This is a genomic window from Populibacterium corticicola, from assembly GCF_042683685.1.
Lineage (GTDB): Bacteria > Actinomycetota > Actinomycetes > Actinomycetales > Cellulomonadaceae > Timonella > Timonella corticicola.
The window spans coordinates 69,565-89,437 of record NZ_JBHUOP010000008.1; the positions used below are offsets into that span (position 1 = coordinate 69,565).

The 19,873-nt window shown below is 59.9% G+C and carries 17 protein-coding genes and 1 tRNA gene; 9 read left to right on the forward strand and 9 right to left on the reverse strand.

The window, feature by feature from the left end; translation table 11 throughout:
• The first annotated feature begins 208 nt into the window (after window positions 1–208).
• The 6 genes from ACFSYH_RS14290 to ACFSYH_RS14315 all read left to right on the forward strand — a co-directional run bounded on the left by ACFSYH_RS14290 (window position 209) and on the right by ACFSYH_RS14315 (window position 7,293).
• On the forward strand, window positions 209–1,120 hold the full coding sequence (locus tag ACFSYH_RS14290; protein ID WP_377468031.1) for a TatD family hydrolase: 912 nt from the start codon (window positions 209–211) through the stop codon (window positions 1,118–1,120).
• Window positions 1,121–1,340: 220 nt separating this feature from the next.
• Window positions 1,341–2,510, forward strand: coding sequence for an aggregation-promoting factor C-terminal-like domain-containing protein (locus ACFSYH_RS14295; protein WP_377468033.1), 1,170 nt, complete (start codon window positions 1,341–1,343; stop codon window positions 2,508–2,510).
• A gap of 301 nt (window positions 2,511–2,811) precedes the next feature.
• Window positions 2,812–4,311, forward strand: coding sequence for a transglycosylase family protein (locus ACFSYH_RS14300; RefSeq protein WP_377468035.1), 1,500 nt, complete (start codon window positions 2,812–2,814; stop codon window positions 4,309–4,311).
• Window positions 4,312–4,453: 142 nt separating this feature from the next.
• Window positions 4,454–5,344 carry a 16S rRNA (adenine(1518)-N(6)/adenine(1519)-N(6))-dimethyltransferase RsmA gene (gene rsmA / locus ACFSYH_RS14305; protein WP_377468037.1) on the forward strand — a complete coding sequence of 297 codons (891 nt, stop codon included), beginning with the start codon at window positions 4,454–4,456 and terminating at the stop codon, window positions 5,342–5,344.
• The gene (locus ACFSYH_RS14310; protein ID WP_377468038.1) at window positions 5,341–6,294 is read left to right on the forward strand and encodes a 4-(cytidine 5'-diphospho)-2-C-methyl-D-erythritol kinase; all 954 of its coding nucleotides are present in this window, start codon (window positions 5,341–5,343) and stop codon (window positions 6,292–6,294) included. Before rsmA ends, ACFSYH_RS14310 begins: the two co-directional genes overlap by 4 nt.
• Window positions 6,295–6,756: 462 nt before the next feature.
• The gene (locus ACFSYH_RS14315) at window positions 6,757–7,293 is read left to right on the forward strand and encodes a gluconokinase (protein WP_377468039.1); all 537 of its coding nucleotides are present in this window, start codon (window positions 6,757–6,759) and stop codon (window positions 7,291–7,293) included.
• 154 nt (window positions 7,294–7,447) lie between these two features.
• Here ACFSYH_RS14315 and ACFSYH_RS14320 read toward each other — a convergent pair whose 3' ends face one another.
• Complete coding sequence (locus tag ACFSYH_RS14320; RefSeq protein ID WP_377468040.1) at window positions 7,448–8,197, reverse strand: FadR/GntR family transcriptional regulator; 750 nt, start codon at window positions 8,195–8,197, stop codon at window positions 7,448–7,450.
• 332 nt (window positions 8,198–8,529) lie between these two features.
• Between ACFSYH_RS14320 and ACFSYH_RS14325 the strand changes: the two genes are divergently transcribed.
• Window positions 8,530–10,350 (forward strand): ABC-F family ATP-binding cassette domain-containing protein, encoded by a 1,821-nt coding sequence (locus ACFSYH_RS14325; protein WP_377468042.1) that lies wholly within the window; start codon window positions 8,530–8,532, stop codon window positions 10,348–10,350.
• Between the two features lie 84 nt (window positions 10,351–10,434).
• Here ACFSYH_RS14325 and ACFSYH_RS14330 read toward each other — a convergent pair whose 3' ends face one another.
• The 3 genes from ACFSYH_RS14330 to ACFSYH_RS14340 all read right to left on the reverse strand — a co-directional run bounded on the left by ACFSYH_RS14330 (window position 10,435) and on the right by ACFSYH_RS14340 (window position 12,444).
• Complete coding sequence (locus ACFSYH_RS14330; RefSeq protein ID WP_377468044.1) at window positions 10,435–10,938, reverse strand: DUF4190 domain-containing protein; 504 nt, start codon at window positions 10,936–10,938, stop codon at window positions 10,435–10,437.
• A 98-nt stretch (window positions 10,939–11,036) separates the two neighbouring features.
• Entirely contained in the window at window positions 11,037–11,843 is an 807-nt protein-coding gene (locus ACFSYH_RS14335; protein ID WP_377468046.1) for a GTP pyrophosphokinase, read from the reverse strand.
• Window positions 11,844–11,940: 97 nt separating this feature from the next.
• Complete coding sequence (locus ACFSYH_RS14340; RefSeq protein WP_377468049.1) at window positions 11,941–12,444, reverse strand: MarR family winged helix-turn-helix transcriptional regulator; 504 nt, start codon at window positions 12,442–12,444, stop codon at window positions 11,941–11,943.
• Window positions 12,445–12,669: 225 nt separating this feature from the next.
• Here ACFSYH_RS14340 and ald point away from each other — a divergent pair, with 225 nt between their 5' ends.
• Window positions 12,670–13,758 (forward strand): alanine dehydrogenase, encoded by a 1,089-nt coding sequence (ald, locus tag ACFSYH_RS14345; RefSeq protein WP_377468051.1) that lies wholly within the window; start codon window positions 12,670–12,672, stop codon window positions 13,756–13,758.
• 137 nt (window positions 13,759–13,895) lie between these two features.
• Here ald and gndA read toward each other — a convergent pair whose 3' ends face one another.
• The 5 genes from gndA to ACFSYH_RS14370 all read right to left on the reverse strand — a co-directional run bounded on the left by gndA (window position 13,896) and on the right by ACFSYH_RS14370 (window position 19,427).
• The gene (gene gndA / locus ACFSYH_RS14350) at window positions 13,896–15,344 is read right to left on the reverse strand and encodes an NADP-dependent phosphogluconate dehydrogenase (protein WP_377468053.1); all 1,449 of its coding nucleotides are present in this window, start codon (window positions 15,342–15,344) and stop codon (window positions 13,896–13,898) included.
• Between the two features lie 188 nt (window positions 15,345–15,532).
• A complete protein-coding gene (locus ACFSYH_RS14355) occupies window positions 15,533–16,246 on the reverse strand; it encodes a FadR/GntR family transcriptional regulator (protein WP_377468055.1) in 714 nt (237 codons plus the stop codon).
• 195 nt (window positions 16,247–16,441) lie between these two features.
• A complete protein-coding gene (locus ACFSYH_RS14360) occupies window positions 16,442–17,644 on the reverse strand; it encodes an ABC transporter permease (protein ID WP_377468057.1) in 1,203 nt (400 codons plus the stop codon).
• Between the two features lie 10 nt (window positions 17,645–17,654).
• Window positions 17,655–18,569: an ABC transporter ATP-binding protein gene (locus ACFSYH_RS14365; RefSeq protein WP_377468059.1), complete on the reverse strand. Its 915-nt coding sequence runs from the start codon at window positions 18,567–18,569 to the stop codon at window positions 17,655–17,657.
• A gap of 243 nt (window positions 18,570–18,812) precedes the next feature.
• Window positions 18,813–19,427 (reverse strand): TetR family transcriptional regulator, encoded by a 615-nt coding sequence (locus ACFSYH_RS14370; protein WP_377468074.1) that lies wholly within the window; start codon window positions 19,425–19,427, stop codon window positions 18,813–18,815.
• A gap of 333 nt (window positions 19,428–19,760) precedes the next feature.
• On the opposite strand from ACFSYH_RS14370, the gene ACFSYH_RS14375 reads away from it, so the two are divergent.
• A tRNA-Gln gene (locus ACFSYH_RS14375) sits at window positions 19,761–19,832 on the forward strand.
• Window positions 19,833–19,873: the final 41 nt, after the last annotated feature.

Consider the following 19,873-nt stretch of genomic DNA (forward strand, 5'->3'; position numbering starts at 1 on the left):
GCAAGCCCCAGCCGGGGCGTAACGGACGAAAGTTCGTAACCAGTAAGTACAGCCGTGGCCGGTTCGCTTGAGCGGACCGGCCGCACTTGTCATGTGTTCGAGTGATACGGACGAAGTGGAGCGTAGGGGTTTTGCGAAGCAGACCCCGGCCGAAACGAAACGAATGTAGTTCGTGACAAACAAGTGGATTGTGTAGTGAGGTATTTCTGTGGCTCGTAAAGAACGCGACTATTCGTGGCCTCCGGCACCCGAGGCGCTTCCGCTCCCGGTAACGGATAATCACACGCACCTTGAATCGCTCGGCGACGTTGCTCGGGGCGGGGTTGCTGCCCCGAACATCGACGAGGTGATTGCGTTGTCGAAGTCCGTTGGCGTTGCGCGGATGGTCCAGGTGGGCTGTGACCTCGACTCGGCGCGGGCAACCATATCTCTGATCGAGGCGCACGCGGAGTTGGCGGGGGCCGTGGCGATCCATCCGAACGAGGCTCCTCTTCATGCCCGTACCGCTGACCTCGGCCCCGACGGCTTGGAACCGCACTATATGGCGCGACATGAGGTGTCGCTTGACGACGCGATCGCCGAGATTGGACGCCTGGCCCGACACCTAGGGATCGTGGCTATCGGAGAGACCGGCTTGGACTGGTTTCGCACCGGGCCGCAGGGTCGGGTCACCCAGATTGAGTCGTTCCGCGCGCACATCGCCCTGGCCAGGGAACTGGGTTTAGCACTCCAGATCCATGACCGCGATGCTCACGCCGACGTGATTGACGTGCTGCGGCGTGATGGTGCTCCCGAACGCACCGTGTTCCACTGCTTCTCCGGAGACGCGGAGATGGCCCGGGTCGCGAACGAACACGGCTGGTTCATGTCGTTTGCGGGACCAGTCACCTTCGGCGCAAACGAAGGGCTGCGGGACGCACTTCGCACCGCAGACCAGGGACTGATTCTGGTGGAAACGGATGCCCCCTATCTCACGCCACACCCGTTCAGAGGTCGACCCAACGCCCCATACCTGACCCCGCATACCGTCCGCAAGATCGCTGAGGTCAAGGATGTCTCACTTGAGGAGGCCTGCACGTTCATTGAGACCAACACCCAGCGTGTTTACGGAACCTGGTGATCTCGCGTCGCTGTCCGGAGATGAGTGGTTGGGGACTTATCGCTAGTGACCTTAAGGGGTGTCCTGCGCTACCGTAGATAGGGCATATTTGTTCGTTCCCCAACGCCAAGCACGCATTCACAGCGATGAGTTCATCTGCCGCCCCAGAGAGACCATCCGAAGGCGTGAGTGGCGCTGGAAGGTGACGGCTCGTCGGCAATAAAAAGCAACCGGAGTTCCCTTGTTCGCACACGCGTGGAGCACGCCAACCCAGTGGGTTGCGCGTGTAGCCGTTCTCGTGGTTCTGGTGACAGGACCGCTCGGCTACGTGTCCCTGAACAAGACCCTCAACGTGGACGTTGACGGACGCGTGAGCGAAGTCAACTTCATGGGGCGAACCGTTGCCGACGCACTCGCCGCAGCCGATGTCCTCGTCACTGACGGAGACATCGTGTACCCGACGCTCGAATCAAAGCTGGACAACGGCGACTCCATCACCGTACGCACCGCAAAAGACATCGAAGTTGAAATCGATGGACGTCGCGAAATCCTCACAACCAATGCCGCCACAGTCGGAGACGTACTCGACGAAATGGGCACCCGCGCCTTTGGCGCGGAAGTCTCCGCTTCACGGGGAACTCAGATTGGACGCGACCTGCTGACCATCCAGACCATGAAGGAAATCACTGTCTCCATCGACGACAACACGATGGTGACGACCACCCTTCAGTCAACCGTGCGTGACCTGCTGCTGGAACTCGACGTCGTACTTGAGGAGGGCGACGCGGTCTCGGCTGACTTGGACGCCTTGCTCGAGGACGGACAAGAGATCACCGTCAGCCGGGCTGGCAGCAGCGCAGACACCATCACGGAAACACTTGCCTTCGAGACAATCGAGCGCGAGGACCCGGGCCTGGTCAAGGGCGAAAAGGTCGTGCTCCAAAAAGGACGCGTGGGAAAAGCCGTGACCACCTACGACATCTCAACGCTCGGCGGTGAAGAGGCGGACCGCGTCGTCCAGGCACGATCGGTGCTCGTGGAACCACAAGACGAGATCATTGGGATCGGCACCCTTGACGTTGGCGATCCGTCCGCGAAGGTGCTGACCCCCAAGGAAGCGCGGGCACTCGGTAAGACCATGGTCGCGGAACGCGGCTGGGACGAGTCGCAGTTCGCGTGCCTCGACAAGTTGTGGACCAAAGAGAGCAACTGGCGTGTGCAGGCAGCCAACAGCAGTTCCGGTGCATACGGAATCCCGCAGGCATACCCTGGAACCAAGATGGCGTCGGTGGCGGCCGACTGGAGAACCAACGCCAAAACCCAGATCACCTGGGGTTTGCAGTATATTTCGGGACGCTACGGAACACCGTGCGGAGCTTGGGATCACTCGCAACGCAAGAACTGGTACTGAGCCGCTCTCACCGACGGGTGCACGCTGGGACGGCGAGACCTCCCCATGGTGTTTTTTGCGTTCTATGGTGTCCGCCATCTGGTCACGAATCCTGAACAACAGGGGAAATCTCCGCGACGTGAGCGAACAGACAATCCGCAGAAAATAGCCAAAAACACTGCTGTTTTTCCTGTTTCTTGACGGTCTTTGCCTCACCAAAACCTAGCGTCATCCCTCAGTTCTCCTATAACGTCGGAGGTTGGAAAGCCGGAGCGGCTTTGCGTTTTGTAGGTGGTAAGGCGGTCACATCCGTCTGATCGCAGTGGCAACAGCAGTTGCCGGGCTCGTGATCGGACAAGACCTCAGCCTCACGAGAATGGCCCTGGACGGCCATTATGCGGAGGACAGCCCTCAACGGGCGGCCATCACAGCACCGAGTGTGCACGCAGCCGTGGCCGGGCCGCACCACGTCTGGAATAACGTGAAGAAACCCCTTGTCTACCTTCTCTCGGGCGCACTCGTAGCAACCACGGTGGTTGGCGGCGGAGCCTACGCCGCAGCACACAAGACTGTAACCCTTGACATTGACGGAACCACCACGCAGGTCACCACCTTCGCCGGTTCGGTCGGAGGCGTCCTCGAAGAGAACGACATTGTCCTAGGCGAAGGTGACCTCGTAGTTCCCTCGACGAACTCGGTCCTGTCCAAAGACAGCGAGGTCATTGTCCGCTATCAGCGCGAAGTCACCGTTGAACGCGACGGTGAGCTCGAGACCTTCAAAACAACGGCTCTCGATGCTGATGAGCTTCTTTCAGGCATGTCCACGCAGGGCGATGATGTGGTACTCGTTGCCTCCCGTTCTCGTGGACAGGAACGCGTTGACCTAGGTCTGCGCCTCAACATTGACGGCCCAGTCGCTGTCCTTGTGGATGGACGCAACACGATCCTCGAGGAAGGCCACGGCGAAGTCGCAGACATTCTCCGCACCCAGGGCATCGTCCTTGGCGATGATGACCGTCTCTCCATCCAAACGCTCCCAATCGGTGCGATCAGTGTCGGTGTCACGGACGAGGAGACGGCACAGGCGTCGGACGATGACGAGAAGTCTGATGATGTGCGTAATCGTGCTGGTGGGCGTGACGGCGAGACACTCGCACTGGCGCTCGACGGAAACGTCGGTGAAATTGTCACTCTCGTCATCCAGCGTGTGGACATCACGAGCGAGACCAAGAAAACCAAGATCGACTTCGAGACCAAGACGGTCAAGGACGACACCCGTTTTGAAGATCTCGGTAAGCTCGTGCGGACCGCTGGAAAAAAGGGAGAATCCGTAGCAACCTATGAGGTTGTCACGGTTGATGGTGTGAAGGAGTCCCGCAAGAAGGTCTCCGAGGAACTTATCGCGGAACCTGTCGACGAGGTTGTCGTCGTGGGAACCAAGGAACGTCCAGTGGTTGTGACAACGCCACGTTCCAGTTCGTCAAACAGCGGTTCTTCCAGCAGTAACTCGTCGAGCAGTTCGTCCTCGAACTCGTCTGGCAACGAGTCGTCCTCGGACGAACAGCCACAGTCCAGTTCGGGGGATGACGTGTGGGCGAAGCTGGCGCAGTGTGAGTCCAGCGGAAATCCAACAGTCGTGTCCAGTAACGGCCTTTACCACGGCCTGTACCAGTTCTCGGTCTCCACGTGGAAGTCCGTAGGTGGCACGGGACTGCCAAGCCAGGCCACTCCGGCGGAACAGTTGAAGCGCGCAAAGATCCTTCAGGCCCGCTCCGGTTGGGGCCAGTGGCCACACTGCTCAAAGAAACTGGGGCTGCGCTAAACGTACACGCCACGTGTGGGGCGGATGACCGGCTCTGTCGGGGGGAAGCCCGCGGGCATGGATCAGTGATGTCGCCCCACATATGTCTCAAGCACCGCGCCCATTTCCGTAAATGGGCGCGGTGTTCGTTACCCTTGAAAACATGACTGATTCCCCGAACTCTTTGCTTGGTCCCGCCCAGATCAGGGAACTTGCGGCGAGCTTTGGAATAACCCCGACCAAATCGAAGGGGCAGAACTTCCTGCACGATGCCGGTACGGTGCGCAAGATTGTGCGCACGTCCGGGGTCGTTCCGGGGGAGCGCGTCGTGGAGGTCGGTCCTGGCCTTGGGTCTTTGACCCTGGGGCTGCTGGAGGCGGGTTGCTCGGTTATCGCCGTTGAACTCGATACGGAACTTGCGCCGCATTTGAAGGCCACTGCGGAACGTTTTGTGCCAGGCTCTGCGGAAAGACTCGATGTGGTTCAGGGCGATGCCCTTGAGGTGACGGAACTCCCCGGTGAGCAGCCAACGGCGTTTGTGGCTAATCTTCCGTACAACGTGTCGGTGCCGATCCTGCTCACGTTCCTTGAGCGATTCGAGTCGCTCGAGAAGATCCTCGTGATGGTGCAGCTTGAGGTTGCCGAGCGTATCGTGGCCACGCCGGGAAGCAAGATCTATGGTGTTCCGTCCGCCAAGGCTGCGTGGTATGCGTCAGCCTCGAAGGCGATGCGGGTTGGCCGGAACGTGTTTTGGCCTGCACCGAATGTGGACTCGGCCTTGGTCTATCTGGAACGTCGCCCGGCACCTGAGACGACCGCTCCCAAACGCTTTGTGTTCAGGGTGGTGGATGCGGCTTTCGCACAGCGTCGCAAGACCCTGCGTCAAGCGCTCTCAGGTATTGCTGGTTCCGCGGCGCAGGCTGCAATCGCTATTGAGGCTGCAGGGCTTGATTCGAGTGCCCGCGGTGAAACGCTGAACATCAACGACTTTGCTCGGATTGCAGAGCAGCTTCTGGCGTTGGGCATTCCAACAGAGCCAAGCCCGCGGTCATGACCGAACTACATCAGCCGGTGACGCCCGGTGACCTGAACTGGCATTCTCCGGCCTCGGTGACAGCGCGCGCTCCGGGTAAGGTGAACCTGTCGCTGAGAGTCGGTGGCCTCGATGAACACGGCTATCACCCCCTCATCAACGTGTTTCAGGCCGTCAGCGTGTGGGAGGAAATCACTGTTACGCCGCGGACGGACGATTCCGTGGTGTTGACGGTGCAGGGCACAGGTGCCCGGTTTGTGCCATTGGGCGAGACGAATCTGGTGACTCGGGCTGTCCGTGCCATGCAGGCGTACACCGGACGAGACAGCGGCGTCAACGTTCACATCGTCAAGGGCGTGCCCGTGGCTGGGGGGATGGCTGGCGGGTCTGCGGACGCGGCGGCCACGCTCGTTGCGTTGAACGCCCTGTGGAGTCTGAATCTGAGCCAAGATGAACTCTTGGCTGTCGGGGCTCCACTTGGCGCGGACGTGCCCTTCTCGATTTTTGGTGGCACTGCGGTGGGCTTTGGGCGCGGTGACGAGTTGACCGCACTTGAGGACCACGGCACCTATCACTGGGTGTTCGTGTTGCGTTCGAAAGGGTTGTCCACGGGCGAGGTGTTCACGCGGTTCGATCAACTGGTTCCGGCTGGCGTGCCGCTTGATGAGTCTGCGAATGCTGGTCTGTATGCCGCACTGCGGGCGGGCGATCCGGTGGCACTTGGCCAGAATCTGCACAACGACCTGCAGATCCCGGCTTTCAACATGGCTCCCGATCTGCTCGGTACGGTTGCGGCTGCGCGCGATCTGGGTGCACTTTCCGTTCTGCTGTCTGGTTCCGGTCCCACGATCGCGGTTTTGGTGGACAGCGCCGAGGCTGCGCAGTCCATGCGCGAGGGTCTGCTTGCCGTGGGCGTTCATGACGTGCTGGCCGCGCAGGGTGGGTCTGTGCGCGGCGCGCATGTCGTGTAGTCCTGTTGGGTGGTTCTGTTTCATTGGCGACGAGTCGGCAGGGCCCAGCACCGCCGCTTCCCTTCCAGTAAGAGTTACCAAAAGCGCACTCCCACTGCGTGCGAGTGCGGATATGTGCACTCTCAAAACAGGAAACACGCTGAGAGTGCGCTGGAACAAGGCATCCGCAGCGAACTGCCCAACTCGTCGCCAATCAGTCTGCTCCAATGTGCTGGATACTGGAGCGCGGTGGGTCGTTTTTAGTTCAGGTATGTATATTTTGTACGCATACCCGGACGCTTTTCAGCCCATCGAGTTAAACACCCTATTCCGCACTCCCTTGTCCAACCTCACTGTTCTGGTTTCTCGCGGGGCCGGTGGGCTAAAAACGGTGCGAACCCCTTGCTACATCGACTAAGTATGATTTAGTCTTGATCTTGCAGGTGGTAAATACTATTTTCTGTGGAAGTCGCGAGGGAGCGAATGTCTGAGCTACACGGCAATCCGATCGTCGTCATGGGCGTACAGGGTTGCGGGAAGTCCACCGTTGGGGCGTTAATTGCGCAGCGTCTCGGCTACGTCTTCGTGGACGGTGACGATCTACACTCTCCAACGGCAAAAGCGAAGATGACCAGTGGCATCGCTTTGGACGACCACGACCGAGCACCGTGGCTCGAAAGGGTGGCACGTACCATCAAGCAACGCGAAGAAGCTGGCGAAACCTTGGTTGTCGCCTGTTCTGCACTCAAACGAAAATACCGTGACTGGATGCGAGAAATCGTTCCTCATCTAGTATTTGTGCATTTGAGCGGCGATCAAGAACTGATCGCGGGGCGGCTGACGCGTCGCAATCACGAATTCATGCCGGCAACTTTGCTCGATTCGCAGTACGAGACACTTGAGGAACTCGGAAGCGACGAGGAAGGCGTCGTTGTGGACATCACGATCTCGCCCGACACGGTAGTCGAGCAGATCTTGAGCGAGCTGTCCCACAGCGAAGCAATCCCGACCAGCGCGTAAACAGCGCTGGTCCCATGAGCTGAGGGGTAGGGTCCGAAAGCTCACGGTGTTGGCCCTCAACCTGATCGGGCCACCATCGAAAAGTGCGGTGTCATCTCACGAGGGGAAATGGCACCGCACTTTCGTGTGCGGGAAGAGGAACGAGACAGGAACGCTAGAGGCCGGCAAGCCGACTTTGGACCGCATCAAGTTGAGGGGCCTGGCGCTCTGCCCCATCCCAGATACTGCTGATCTCACTCACTGTCTGGACAACGATCTTCGTCATCGCCGCACGGGCCTCCTCAGGGCGGCGCCCCTGGACTGCGTCGGCAACGTCAACATGCCATTGCATCGCATCCTCGTGCGGATGCGCGGGCATCAATCCGGCATCAACTCGTCCACGCAGGATTTCACCGATAGGTACGTCCAGGTGGGCGAACATCTCGTTTCCAGAACCCGCAAGGATCAGCGCATGGAATTCGATGTCCAGTTTTTCAAACAGGTCCAGATCTCCCGAGCGTCCAAGCGTGCGCATCTGGGAGGCAAGCTCCATGAGCCGCTCGCCGATCTCGACGGGAGCGTGCCGGGCGCTCAACTCCGCAGCCGCCGGTTCAACGACGGAACGCAGTTCAGTGATGGAACGCAACTGCGCACCAAGATCGCCCTCGTACAGGCGCCACCGGATGATCTCGCGGGCGTACGGGTTCCATTGCGATTTTGGGCGTACACGCACACCGAGACTCTTGACGGACTCGGTCATGCCAAGTAGTTGCAGGGAGCGAATGACCTCACGGATCACACCGCGACTGACGGAAAAGTCATCCACCAGATTCTCGGCGCGAACAACCGTCCCCGGAGGGAGCTGCCCGGACACGATCTTGCGGCCGAGAGCATCTAGCACCTGGGTGTGAAGTGAAGTACTCATCGTGTCCATAATAGTGCGCTACGCCGCTCATTCCTTGGATTCTCATCTGCTGGTCAGGGGCGCGGTTGTGTCCTGACTGCCCTGTGGGACTCGGTGGGCTGTTTTTGTTCCGGGGATGGGGATTTTGTGTTGGCATCTGGGCTCTTTTCAACCCTTCGGCTGTCCTGACTGCCTTGTGGGACTCGGTGGGCTGTTTTTGTTCCGGGGATGTGGATTTTGTGTTGGTATCTGGGCTCTTTTCAACCCTTCGGCTGTCCAGCCTACTCAGCCTCGTTTCAACTACATCCAACGGGATTCGGATGCCCCTGCCACGCATGAAACAATAGGAGGCGATGGCACACCTACTGGGCGCTGAGGCGCTGCACCTTGAATTCCCCACCAAAGTTGTCTTTGATTCCGTGACAGTCGGAATCAATGAGGGCGACCGCATCGGTATCGTCGGACGTAATGGTGATGGTAAGTCCTCCCTGCTGAAGATGCTTGCAGGAACACTTGAACCGGATTCTGGCCGGGTGACTCGACGTGCTGGCGTGCGGCTCGGGGTTTTGTCGCAAACTGATGACCTAGACCCTGACCTGAACGTGCGCGAAGCCATCGTGGGGGATGTCCCGGAGTACATGTGGGCATCCGACCCGAAGATCCGCGACGTACTGGCCGGACTGACCGGAGACATCGACTGGACCAAGAAGATCGGTGACCTGTCGGGTGGCCAGCGTCGCCGCGCCTCCTTGGCTAAGCTCCTGATCGGGGACTGGGAGGTTCTCGCACTTGATGAGCCAACCAACCACCTCGACATCGAGGCCATCACCTGGCTTGCGGGACACCTTAAGCGCCGCTGGTCGGCCAGCCAGGGTGGACTGTTCGTGGTCACACACGACCGCTGGTTCCTCGATGAGATCTGCACCCAGACCTGGGAGGTCCACGACCGGATCATCGAACCGTTCGAGGGCGGGTATGCCGCTTATATCTTGCAGCGCGTTGAACGCGACCGCATGGCCGCGGCCTCGGAGGCAAAGCGCCAGAACCTGATGCGTAAGGAACTTGCCTGGCTGCGCCGTGGTGCCCCTGCCCGCACCTCAAAGCCGAAGTTCCGGATTGACGCCGCAACCCAACTCATTGAGAACGAACCACCACCGCGCAACATCGTGGAGTTGCAGCAGATGGCCATTTCTCGCCTGGGCAAGGACGTGGTCGATCTCCTCGACGTGTCCGTGTCGTTCGGTGACCTTGAGGTGTTCCGCGACGTGACCTGGCGTCTGGCTCCCGGTGAACGCACCGGGGTGCTCGGCGTCAACGGCGCGGGTAAGTCCACACTGCTCAATCTGATCACGGGCGACCTCGAACCGACCACGGGTAAGGTCAAGCGCGGTAAGACAGTAGTGGTTGCGACCCTGTCGCAGCAGTTGGCAGAACTCGCTGAGCACGGCAACGACCGGGTATCCGACGTGATCGGACGTAAACGCACCACGTATGCGGCCGGTGATAAGGAGATGACTCCAGGCCAGATGCTGGAGCGCCTCGGCTTTACCTCGGTTCAGTTGGCGACTCCCGTCAAAGACTTGTCGGGTGGTCAGCGTCGCCGCCTACAACTGCTGCTCATCCTGCTTGACGAACCCAACGTGTTGATCCTCGACGAACCTACGAACGACCTCGACACGGACATGCTCGCGGCAATGGAGGACCTGCTCGACACCTGGCCCGGCACGCTGATCGTGGTCAGCCACGACCGATACTTCCTCGAACGCGTCACCGACCAACAGTACGCCGTCATTGACGGCCAGTTCCGCCACCTTCCGGGTGGCGTGGACGAGTATCTGCGGCTCTCCGCAGTCGCCCAGGCCGCTAGTGCATCCCGCGCTGCCACCGCGATTACCGACGATTCGGCTGGGTCCCAGCCAGGCTCGTCGTCAAGCGGCGTGGTCGCCTCGCAGTACTCAGGCGCCGAGATCCGTGCCGCCAAGAAGGAAGTGAATCGGATCGAACGACGTCTCACCAAGATCGAAGAACTGGAAGCCAGCCTGCACACGCAGATGGCCGACAATCCGACGGACTACGAACTGACCGCGAAGTTGGACGCCCAGTTGCGGGAACTTGCGGACGAGCGTGATGGGCTTGAGATGGAGTGGCTTGAGGCGAGTGAAATCGCTGGCTAAGGCGTCTTAGGAACAACAACGGCGGGTGGGTGGCACAGATTTTCCTGTGTCACCCACCCGCCGTTTTACGCCAAGCGTGGCGTACTAGTAGGTGCTCGCCGAGACCGCTGCAATGAGGAAGAAACCGATAACCACGACCCCGAGCAGTGAGAGCCCCACACTGATCCAACCGAGGACCTTGCCCACGGTCGCGGAGGCTCCGCCACGTTCGGCCTTGTTGGCGAGGTAGATCGCGATTGGTCCAGTGATGAGACCGAAGTTCAGCAGTAGGCCGACGAGTGCGACGATCCACGACGTCTGGGCGTCCTTCTCCGCCTGCGCGTACGGGTTGGGTGCCTGCTGGTAATAGGCGGCATTCGCTGGCGCCTGCGGAGCACTGGCGAAAGGGTTCTGGCCACCCGTGGGATTGCCCTGGGTGTAGGTTCCCTGGGGCTGAGACTGCAATGGCGTCTGAGGCGTGGAGCCACCGTACGGGGGCGTGCCACCGTACTGGTTTTGTGCTGAATACTGCGCGGCGGGGTCTTGGTAACCCTTGTAGGGGTCTGACGCATCCGCAGAGTTTGTACCGTAGGGGTTGTTCTCGCTCACAGCCGTGTCCATTCATCTCATCGAGCTATCGCTCAAGATACCGTTATGCTCCGATTCTTAAGGATACCGAGGGTGCAGGGCAATAGTGCACCTGTTTTCTAACGGGCGTTCTGCTGATCCTGCGCGAGTGCCTGAGATCGAGACGGCTCGGCCTCGTAGTCTGCTGATTTTGAGGCAGAGTCTTTGCCTGATTCGAGAGCAAAGCGGAGCAGTCGGTCGATTGCCTCACGTTGTATCTCGTCCTTGCGGCTTGGTGCTTCAGGGTCTTCGAGCGCGAGCGAATCGACCTGTTCTTTGAGTTCCTGCATCTTGTAGTCCAGGCGGGTCGCAATATCTGCGGCAAGTTTAAGCTCCGCGTCGAGTTGCATGGGAACCTTGCCGTGATACTTGTAGTAGATCTTGTGTTCAAGCGAGGCCCAGAAATCCATCGCGATGGTGCGGATCTGAACCTCGACCATGACGTCTTTGGGGCCGGTAGAGAGGAACACGGGAACCGTGACGATCAGGTGCAGACTCGAATAGCCGTTGGATTTTGGGTTGGAGACATAGTCGCGTTCGTCGACGAGGGTAATGTCTCGTTGCGCAAGGAGCAGGTCGCGGATCCGGTAGATGTCCTTCACAAAGGAGCAGGTGACACGGATGCCTGCAATGTCACGCACGTGTGTTGAGAGGTCTTCGTGCGAGTAACTGCAACCCTTGCGCTGAATCTTCTCGAGTACGGAGTCAGGCGACTTGATGCGTGAGGACACCGACTCGATGGGGTTGTAATCGTGGACATGCGCGAATTCCTCGCGCAAGATGTTGATCTTGGTGAGAACCTCATCCATCCCGAACTTGAAGTGCATGAACATGCGCGACATTTCACGGCGCATTGCTTGCAGGTCCTGCGGTTGTGGATTGACCAACTGTATGTACCTCTCGCGTGACGACTTGTTCCTATTATCGTCTCAGTTTGCTGAGAATTTAATGGGACTTTGCTTGTAGCGGAGGAAGAGATTGGCACTAACGGGCGATTTCCTCGAACTGACGGGTCAGTACGCGCAACATGTCGGCGAGGGCCGGTTGGTCAAATCCATCGAGTTCCTCCAACACGGAGTGTTCGATGTCGAGCAGGTCTGACAGCGCAGCATCCACGAGCCCAAGCCCTATGTCGGTCAATTCCACGAGGACTGCTCGGCGGTCATCGGGGGATGGCTTACGGCGTACCAGTCCGCGTTCTTCCATCCTGTCGATCCGGTTGGTCATCGTTCCCGAGGTCACCATCGTGTGGGTGACCAGGGCTCCGGGGGAGAGCGTGTATGGTCGACCCGAGCGGCGGAGCGCTGAGAGCACGTCAAACTCCCACGGTTCGAGGTCGTTGCGACTGAACACCCCGCGGCGCACACGATCGAGGTGCCGGTCCAGCCGCGAGATCCTGGACAGGATGGCAAGCGGAGAGACATCAAGATCGGGGCGCTCAGTCCGCCACGCCTCGATGATCCGATCGACCTCGTCTTTATGTGTCATGCGCACCAGTTTACTTGACGTCAAGATACCTTTTAGTGCCCATTTAGTTATGAACTTTCGTCTGTTCCGCTGTGGTAGGTGTTTGCTTCGCGAAACCCCTACACTCCGCTGCACTACTTTGTCCGTAACAAGTGCATTACACCTCGTTTATGTAGCGCCGTTCCACTGTGGGGAAGCGCTGTGCTGACATAGCCTTAACGTGATCGCACTACACAAGGAGCGGACATGCACATAGGTGTACCCACCGAAGTAAAGAACAACGAGTATCGAGTCGCCCTGACCCCTGCGGGCGCTGCCGAACTCGTAACCGCTGGACACAGCGTGGTGATCCAGCGCGGCGCAGGAGAGGGCAGTTCCTTTCCTGACACACTGTATGAGTCAGTGGGGGCTCAGATCGTGCCAACCGCGGCAGAAGCGTGGGCTGCAGAGTTGGTTCTCAAGGTCAAGGAGCCGGTGCCAGGTGAGTACGGGTTCCTGCGCCCGGATCTTACGCTTTTCACCTACCTGCACCTGGCCGCCGTGCCGGACCTGGTCACTGCGCTGCGGGATGCCGGAACCACCGCAATCGCCTACGAGACGGTGCAACTCGACGACAAGTCACTTCCGCTGCTGACACCCATGTCCGAGGTTGCTGGACGACTCTCGGCACAGGTCAGCACATATCATCTGCTACGAGCCAACGGCGGTTCGGGAATCTTGCTCGGTGGCGTCCCGGGAACGCCCCGCGGCAAATGCGTGGTCATCGGTGGCGGTGCAGCGGGGGAGTCCGCTGCCAAGTCCGCTCTTGGACTGGGCGCGGATGTGACCATCCTCGACATCTCGGTCAAACGCCTGCGCGAACTGGACGCCCGGTTCAATGGCCGGGTCACGACCCTGCGTTCCACGGCGCTCGTGGTTGCCGAGGCAGTCGCCGATGCCGATGTCGTCATCGGCGCTGCGCTGGTGCCCGGTGCCGCTGCTCCGAAGATCGTGACCAACGAGATGGTCGCCCGCATGAAGCCTGGCTCCGTGCTGCTCGACATTGCGATTGACCAGGGAGGGTGCTTCGAGGACTCGCGTCCCACCACGCACGACGATCCCACCTACACGGTCCACAACTCCGTGTTCTACTGTGTCGCCAACATGCCCGGTGCGGTGCCGAACACCTCCACGATTGCACTCACGAACGCGACCCTCCCGTATGTGCTGCGACTCGCAGGCGGAGTGGATGAGGCGCTCGCGGCGGATGCCGCTCTCGCCCGCGGGGTGAACCTGCGCGGCGGCGAGATTGTCAACGAGGCGGTTGCCGCAGCTTACGTGGCTGCGCGGGGATAGGGATTGTCGACGAGCCCTCATCCTGTTCCAGTCCTTCACCTTCCTGCCTGGCCTGGTTGGGGTAGAGGCCGACACACAAGAGCGCACTGGCTCCCCTCAGCAACCTCAGGGGAGCCAGTGCGCTCTAAGGATTTAGATCAGTGAGTGTCCTGCGCACTGACCTCGGAACGGTCACCGGACCACAGGGTGTGGAAGGTGCCTTCCTTGTCGATGCGCCTGTAGGTGTGTGCTCCGAAGAAGTCGCGCTGTCCCTGGACAAGGGCCGCTGGCAGACGCTCGGCACGCAGGCCATCGTAGTAGGCGAGCGAGGAGGAGAACGCAGGCGAAGGAATGCCCGACTCGACAGCCTTCACGACCACGCGACGCCAAGCCTGCTCGGCCTTGGTGACGGCGTCCGTGAAGTAAGGCGCAGCGAGCAGTACGACAAGGTCGTTGTCCTGTGCGTACGCCTCGGTGATGCGGTTGAGGAACTGAGCGCGGATGATGCAGCCTGCCCGCCAGATCTTGGCGATGTCGCCCTTCTTGATGTCCCAGTCGTATTCCTTCGCGCCCTCGATGATGGCGTCGAAGCCCTGGCTGTAGGCCACGATCTTGGAGGCGTACAGTGCCTGGCGGACATCCTCGATGAACGCTGCCCTGTCCTCAATCGCGACTGCCTGTGCTGGGCCGGGAAGATCGGCGGCTGCTGCGCGTTGAGCAGGCTTGGACGATACGGCACGCGCGAAAACGGCCTCGGCGATACCGGACACAGGAACACCCAGGCCGAGGGCGGTCTGAACGGTCCACACGCCGGTTCCCTTGGAACCAGCCGCATCGAGGATCACGTCAACGAGTGGCTTACCGGTTTCGGCGTCCTTCTGGCGGAGCACCTCGGCGGTGATCTCGATCAGGTAGGACTCGAGTTCGCCCGTGTTCCACTCGGTGAACACGTCAGCGATCTCGTCAGCGGACAGACCGGCAACGTTACGCAGCAGGTCGTATGCTTCGGCGATGAGCTGCATGTCTGCGTACTCGATGCCGTTGTGGATCATCTTGACGAAGTGGCCAGCGCCATCGGTGCCCACGTGGGTGACGCACGGCTCGCCCTCGGCGACAGCGGCAATCGAGGAGAGAATGGGGCCAAGGGTCTCGTAGGACTCCGCAGGGCCACCGGGCATGATCGAAGGCCCGTTCAGTGCGCCTTCCTCACCACCGGAGATACCTGCTCCAACGAAGTGGATGCCGGTCTCGCTGACAGCCTTTTCGCGGCGGATCGTGTCGGTGAACAGAGCGTTTCCGCCATCAACGATGATGTCGCCCGGCTCGAACACCTCAACGAGTTGGTTGATCACGGCGTCGGTTGGGCCGCCAGCCTTGACCATGATGATTGCGGTGCGTGGCTTGGCCAGCTTGTCGGCGAAGTCCTGGACGGACTCACCAACAATGAAGTTTGCCTCTGGGTGTGCCTGCGCAACGGCGTGCGCCTTTTCCACGGATCGGTTGTAGATCGCGACGGTGTTGCCGTCACGCGATGCGAGGTTACGGGCCAGGTTGGAACCCATGACTGCCATACCAACAACGCCGATGTTTGCCTTAGCCTCGGACACGAATGCTCCTTGTTAGGTGGTGAATCCGCCAGATAGCGCTCCGCTCGCCGGCTCAAACCGCGCGGAAAGCGCATGTGCGGAAGGGCTAAAACAAGTATAAGTCTGATTTATTCTGATGCCTACCCCTGCCCACTACCCGGGCGGACCCAACGTGGAACGTGGCAGGATCGTCGTCAAGCCGTTAAAAATCAGGAGAATGTGCGCGGCGAGTCCGCCCACACGGAGGAGAGTTCCTCGGTGGTGCGATCCATGATCTGAGCCATCGTGTCCTGAGCGAGGTCGGGTTGATGCTGCGCAATCGCGCGTGCAACGCCCTCGTGGCGAGCCAGCGTCGCCTGCGACGGATGCTTCGGCATCATGCCGTGCTCGGTGCGACCGCGTATGACCTCGGCGATCGCGGAGTCCAGACTCGCAAACATGTCGTTGCCGGAGCAACGCAGCACATGGCGGTGAAACTCGATATCCAACTCCGTGAACGTCACGCGATCCCCAGCGGTGGCGGCATTGCGCATCTGCGCAACCAGTTCAAGGAGCAAGACGGCGATCTCCTCAGGAGCGTGCGTCGCAGCCAGGCGCGCCGCAGACGGCTCAACCGAGGCGCGCAACTCCGTGAGCGAACGCAACTGCGCGCCCTGCTCCTGCGAGGCGAGGCGCCACCGGATCAACTGCGGGTCAAGCGCATTCCACCGCGATTTCGGCTGCACGCGTGTGCCAACGCGCTTGATCGAGGCAACCAGGCCAATCGACTCCAGCACTCGAATCGCCTCGCGGATAACGCTGCGGGACACCCGGAAGCGGCTCTCCAGATCCTCGGCGATCATGACGGTGCCCGGTGGCAACGTGCCGTCAATGATTTCGCGGCCAAGGGTCTGAAGAACGCGATCGTGCAGCGAAGAAGACATGGCATTAGGGTACATGTCTGACTTTTTCCTCATCCGTAGGCTTCACGGCGTGCAGATACATTGGCGACGAGCACTCGTCTTCCAGCACCACCCGCCCTGGGCGGTTGGTGTGCTGGGAGGAGGGAATCGTCGTCAATCAAAAACAAAAAGCCCATTCGGAACCAAGCGGTTCCGAATGGGCCTCCACAGCACAGATCAGGATTGCTTGAGCGCGTCGCGCAGCTTGATCTTCGCACCCGAGCGGCGCACGCCATTGCCGTAGATCTTTGCCGTCAAGGCGAGCAGCAGCGGGATCGTAATCAAACCGATCAGCGCAGCTATCCACACCTCGCCGGTACCGGCAACGCCGTAGGCGGAACGGATCGGCATAACGATTGGCGAGGTGAACGGAATATAGGATGCCACCGCAACCAGTGTGGAATCCGGGTCATTCGGGGCGACAGTCACACCCAGCATGTAGGCGAAGATGATCAAGATCATCGGCAACATGATGACCGAACCCAAGTCCTCTTGGCGGGACACAAGCGCACCCAGACCAGCGAAGATCAGCGCGTACACGATGTAACCAATGAAGAACCACAAGAGCACCCAGCCACCGACAGCCAAGATGTCGAACGGTAGTTCCGTGGCCAACCCGAGCACGCGAGCCGTGATGACGCCGGCCCCAACATATACGCCCACCTGTGCGAGTGAGGCAATGCCGATTCCCATTACCTTGCCCGTCAGCAACTGCCACGGACGGACCGAGGCAAGCAGGATCTCGACCACACGTGATGACTTCTCCTCGACCACACCCTGCGCAACAGACATGCCGCCGCCAAAGATACCCAGGTAGAGCAGGAAACCGACGATGAAGCCAACGGCGGCCTGCGAACCCTCAACCTCGGTTGGCGGGTTCAACACGTCCACTCGGACCGGCTCCGTGAGGTTCTTGAACAGCGGGTCGTTCACTCCGCCAGGCAGTGCCTCGCTGAGATCCAGGATGCTCTTGCCCTGCTGGGCCTTGGTCGCGGCATCATAGATGGCGGAATCAGGATTCTCGTGTGCGACGACCTTGAGGCCCTGCTCATCCTCGATGAGACCGCCATCAACCTCGCCCTCCTCTACCGCCTTGTTCAGTGCCTCGAGGCTGGGGTAGGTTTCGATGACAGGTTCCAAGCCCGCATCGTCGAGAGCGGTTAGGAAGCCAGAGAAATAGGTGGCCTCAATCTGCTGATCCACGTAACCGACGGACACCTCATTGCGGTCCGCGAAGAGCTTGAACGCGGTCAGACCACCGATGATCAGCACCGCGATGATCACGGTGGAGATGATGGTGGACTTCGCGCGCATGATCATGCCAATCTCACGCTTGGCGATCAACCAGATGGCCTTGAACGTTGAAAGTTGAGTAGTCATGGTCCGGCTCCTAGTTCTCATCAACGGCTGGGACGGTCACCGCATCGCGGAACAGATCCGCCAAGGGGATGCGGTGTCGGCCAAACGAACTCACTGGCCCCTGCGTCGCAGCAGCCTGCAGGACCTGTTGCTCCGCACCATCACGCTGCACAAGGAACTGGGCCGCATTACCGGTGGCTGACGTGACCTGAATATCCGGGAGGGCCGTGAGCCAAGCGAAAGAACTCGGCTGTTCGAGCGTGACCTGCCACAGGTTCCCCGCTCGCGCCTGCAGTTCCGCGACCGTTCCGTTGGCGATCATCGCACCGGACTTGATGATTCCGACCCTGGTGCACAGACGCTCCACCAGATCGAGTTGGTGCGAGGAAAAGATGACCGGAGCGCCGGCCTGAGCGCGCTCGATGAGCACATTGCTCATGACATCGACCGCCACCGGGTCAAGCCCTGAGAATGGTTCGTCAAGGATCAACACGTCAGGTTCATGCACCAGCGCCGCCGCGAGTTGGACGCGCTGCTGGTTACCGAGCGACAGCGACTGCACGGTGTCCTTGCGCCGAGTGTCGATGCCAAGACGCTGCGTCCATTTTTCCATCGACTGTATGGCGTCGGCTTTGCTCATACCGTGCAACTGCGCCAGGTACACGAGTTGGTCGCCAACCTTCATCTTCGGGTACAGGCCGCGTTCTTCTGGCATGTACCCGATACGTTTGCGTGCCTCGAAGTCGAGTTTCCTGCCGTTGAGGTGGACCTCGCCCGAGGTTGCGTCGAGCACTCCGAGGGTGATGCGCATCGTGGTTGACTTGCCTGCACCGTTTGATCCGACAAACCCGAAGATTTCGCCGGATTCAACGGCGAACGACAGATCGTCGAGTGCGCGCAGGTCGCCGTAGTCCTTGGTTAGATTCTTGATCTCGAGGCGTGCCATGAGACTCCTTCGTGTTAAGTTTCCTTGACACCTTAAGCAGGGTTCGGGGCGTTGCGCAAGAGATATAAGAAGTTAAGTTTGTTTTACATTTTGTGATCTTCTGCGGGCGATGCGGTGTGCTGGGCGAGCGGCGTCCGATTTCGATGGGGCCACATTGGTCCGGATGTGCGCCCATTGCGTTGGCAAGTGGGACAAATCGACCCCACCGGTGAAACGGGATGGGAAGGTTCCCTGAAGGGCAGCCTAGTTGTCTGACCCCGAGTGATCGAGCGAAAGTTGCGGACGCCGCTCAAGCCCAGACAGGCCATTCCACGCCAGATTGACCAAGTGGGCCGCAACCTCGGCCTTCTTGGGCTGACGCTCATCCACCCAGTGCTGTCCGGTCAGCGCCACCATGCCCACGAGCATCTGTGCGTAGATTGGCGCGGTCTTGGGGTTGAGCCCGCGTTTCTTGAACTGGTCCGCCAAGAGGTGCTCGACCTTTGTGGCGACATCACCGATCAGGCTCGAGAAGGAGCCGGTGTTCTGGGTCATCGGTGAATCGCGGACAAGGACGCGGAAACCATCCTCATTCGATTCGATGTAATCGAGCAGCGCGAAGGCCATGCGCTCAACAATCATCTTCGGGTGGCCGCCGATGTTGAGTGCGGTGGTCAATGCACCGGTCAGGTTCTGAATCTCGCGGTCAACGACGACCGCATAGATGCCTTCCTTACCGCCAAAGTGCTCGTACACGACAGGCTTGGAAACATTCGCGCGCGCAGCGATCTCCTCCACGCTCGTGCCTTCGAAACCCTTCTCCGCGAAGAGTTCCCGGCTAATCGAGATAAGCTGCTCGCGCCGCTCATGAGCGGTCATCCGGGAGCGTGCGGTGCGTTTCGTTTCTGAGGCCACACAACCCATTCTGCCTGAAGGTTGTCTATACACCTAGTGGTTAACAGGCTGTAATGCCTCTTTGGCGTGCGGCCAGCCGGTTTTGAACGTTGAGCGCGGGAACCCGTCAGGCTGGGATTCTCTGTATCCTCACTGCTCGCGGAGATGTGACGTTATTCGCCCTGAATCGGTTGGGTATACGCTCAGCCATGGTCTAACATTGAAGGCGGTCAAGGGAACGGCGTTTACCGGACGCACACTCGTGTTCACCAAAGCGCGTGTACCTGCGGTAGAGCAAAAGTCTTTCGCCATGACTGATCCGCCTTGGTGTAATCGGCAGCACAGGGGTTTTTGGTGCCCTTAGTCTAGGTTCGAGTCCTGGGGGCGGAGCACAACCACATTCAGCCATTGTGTGGTTGCAATATGGCAAG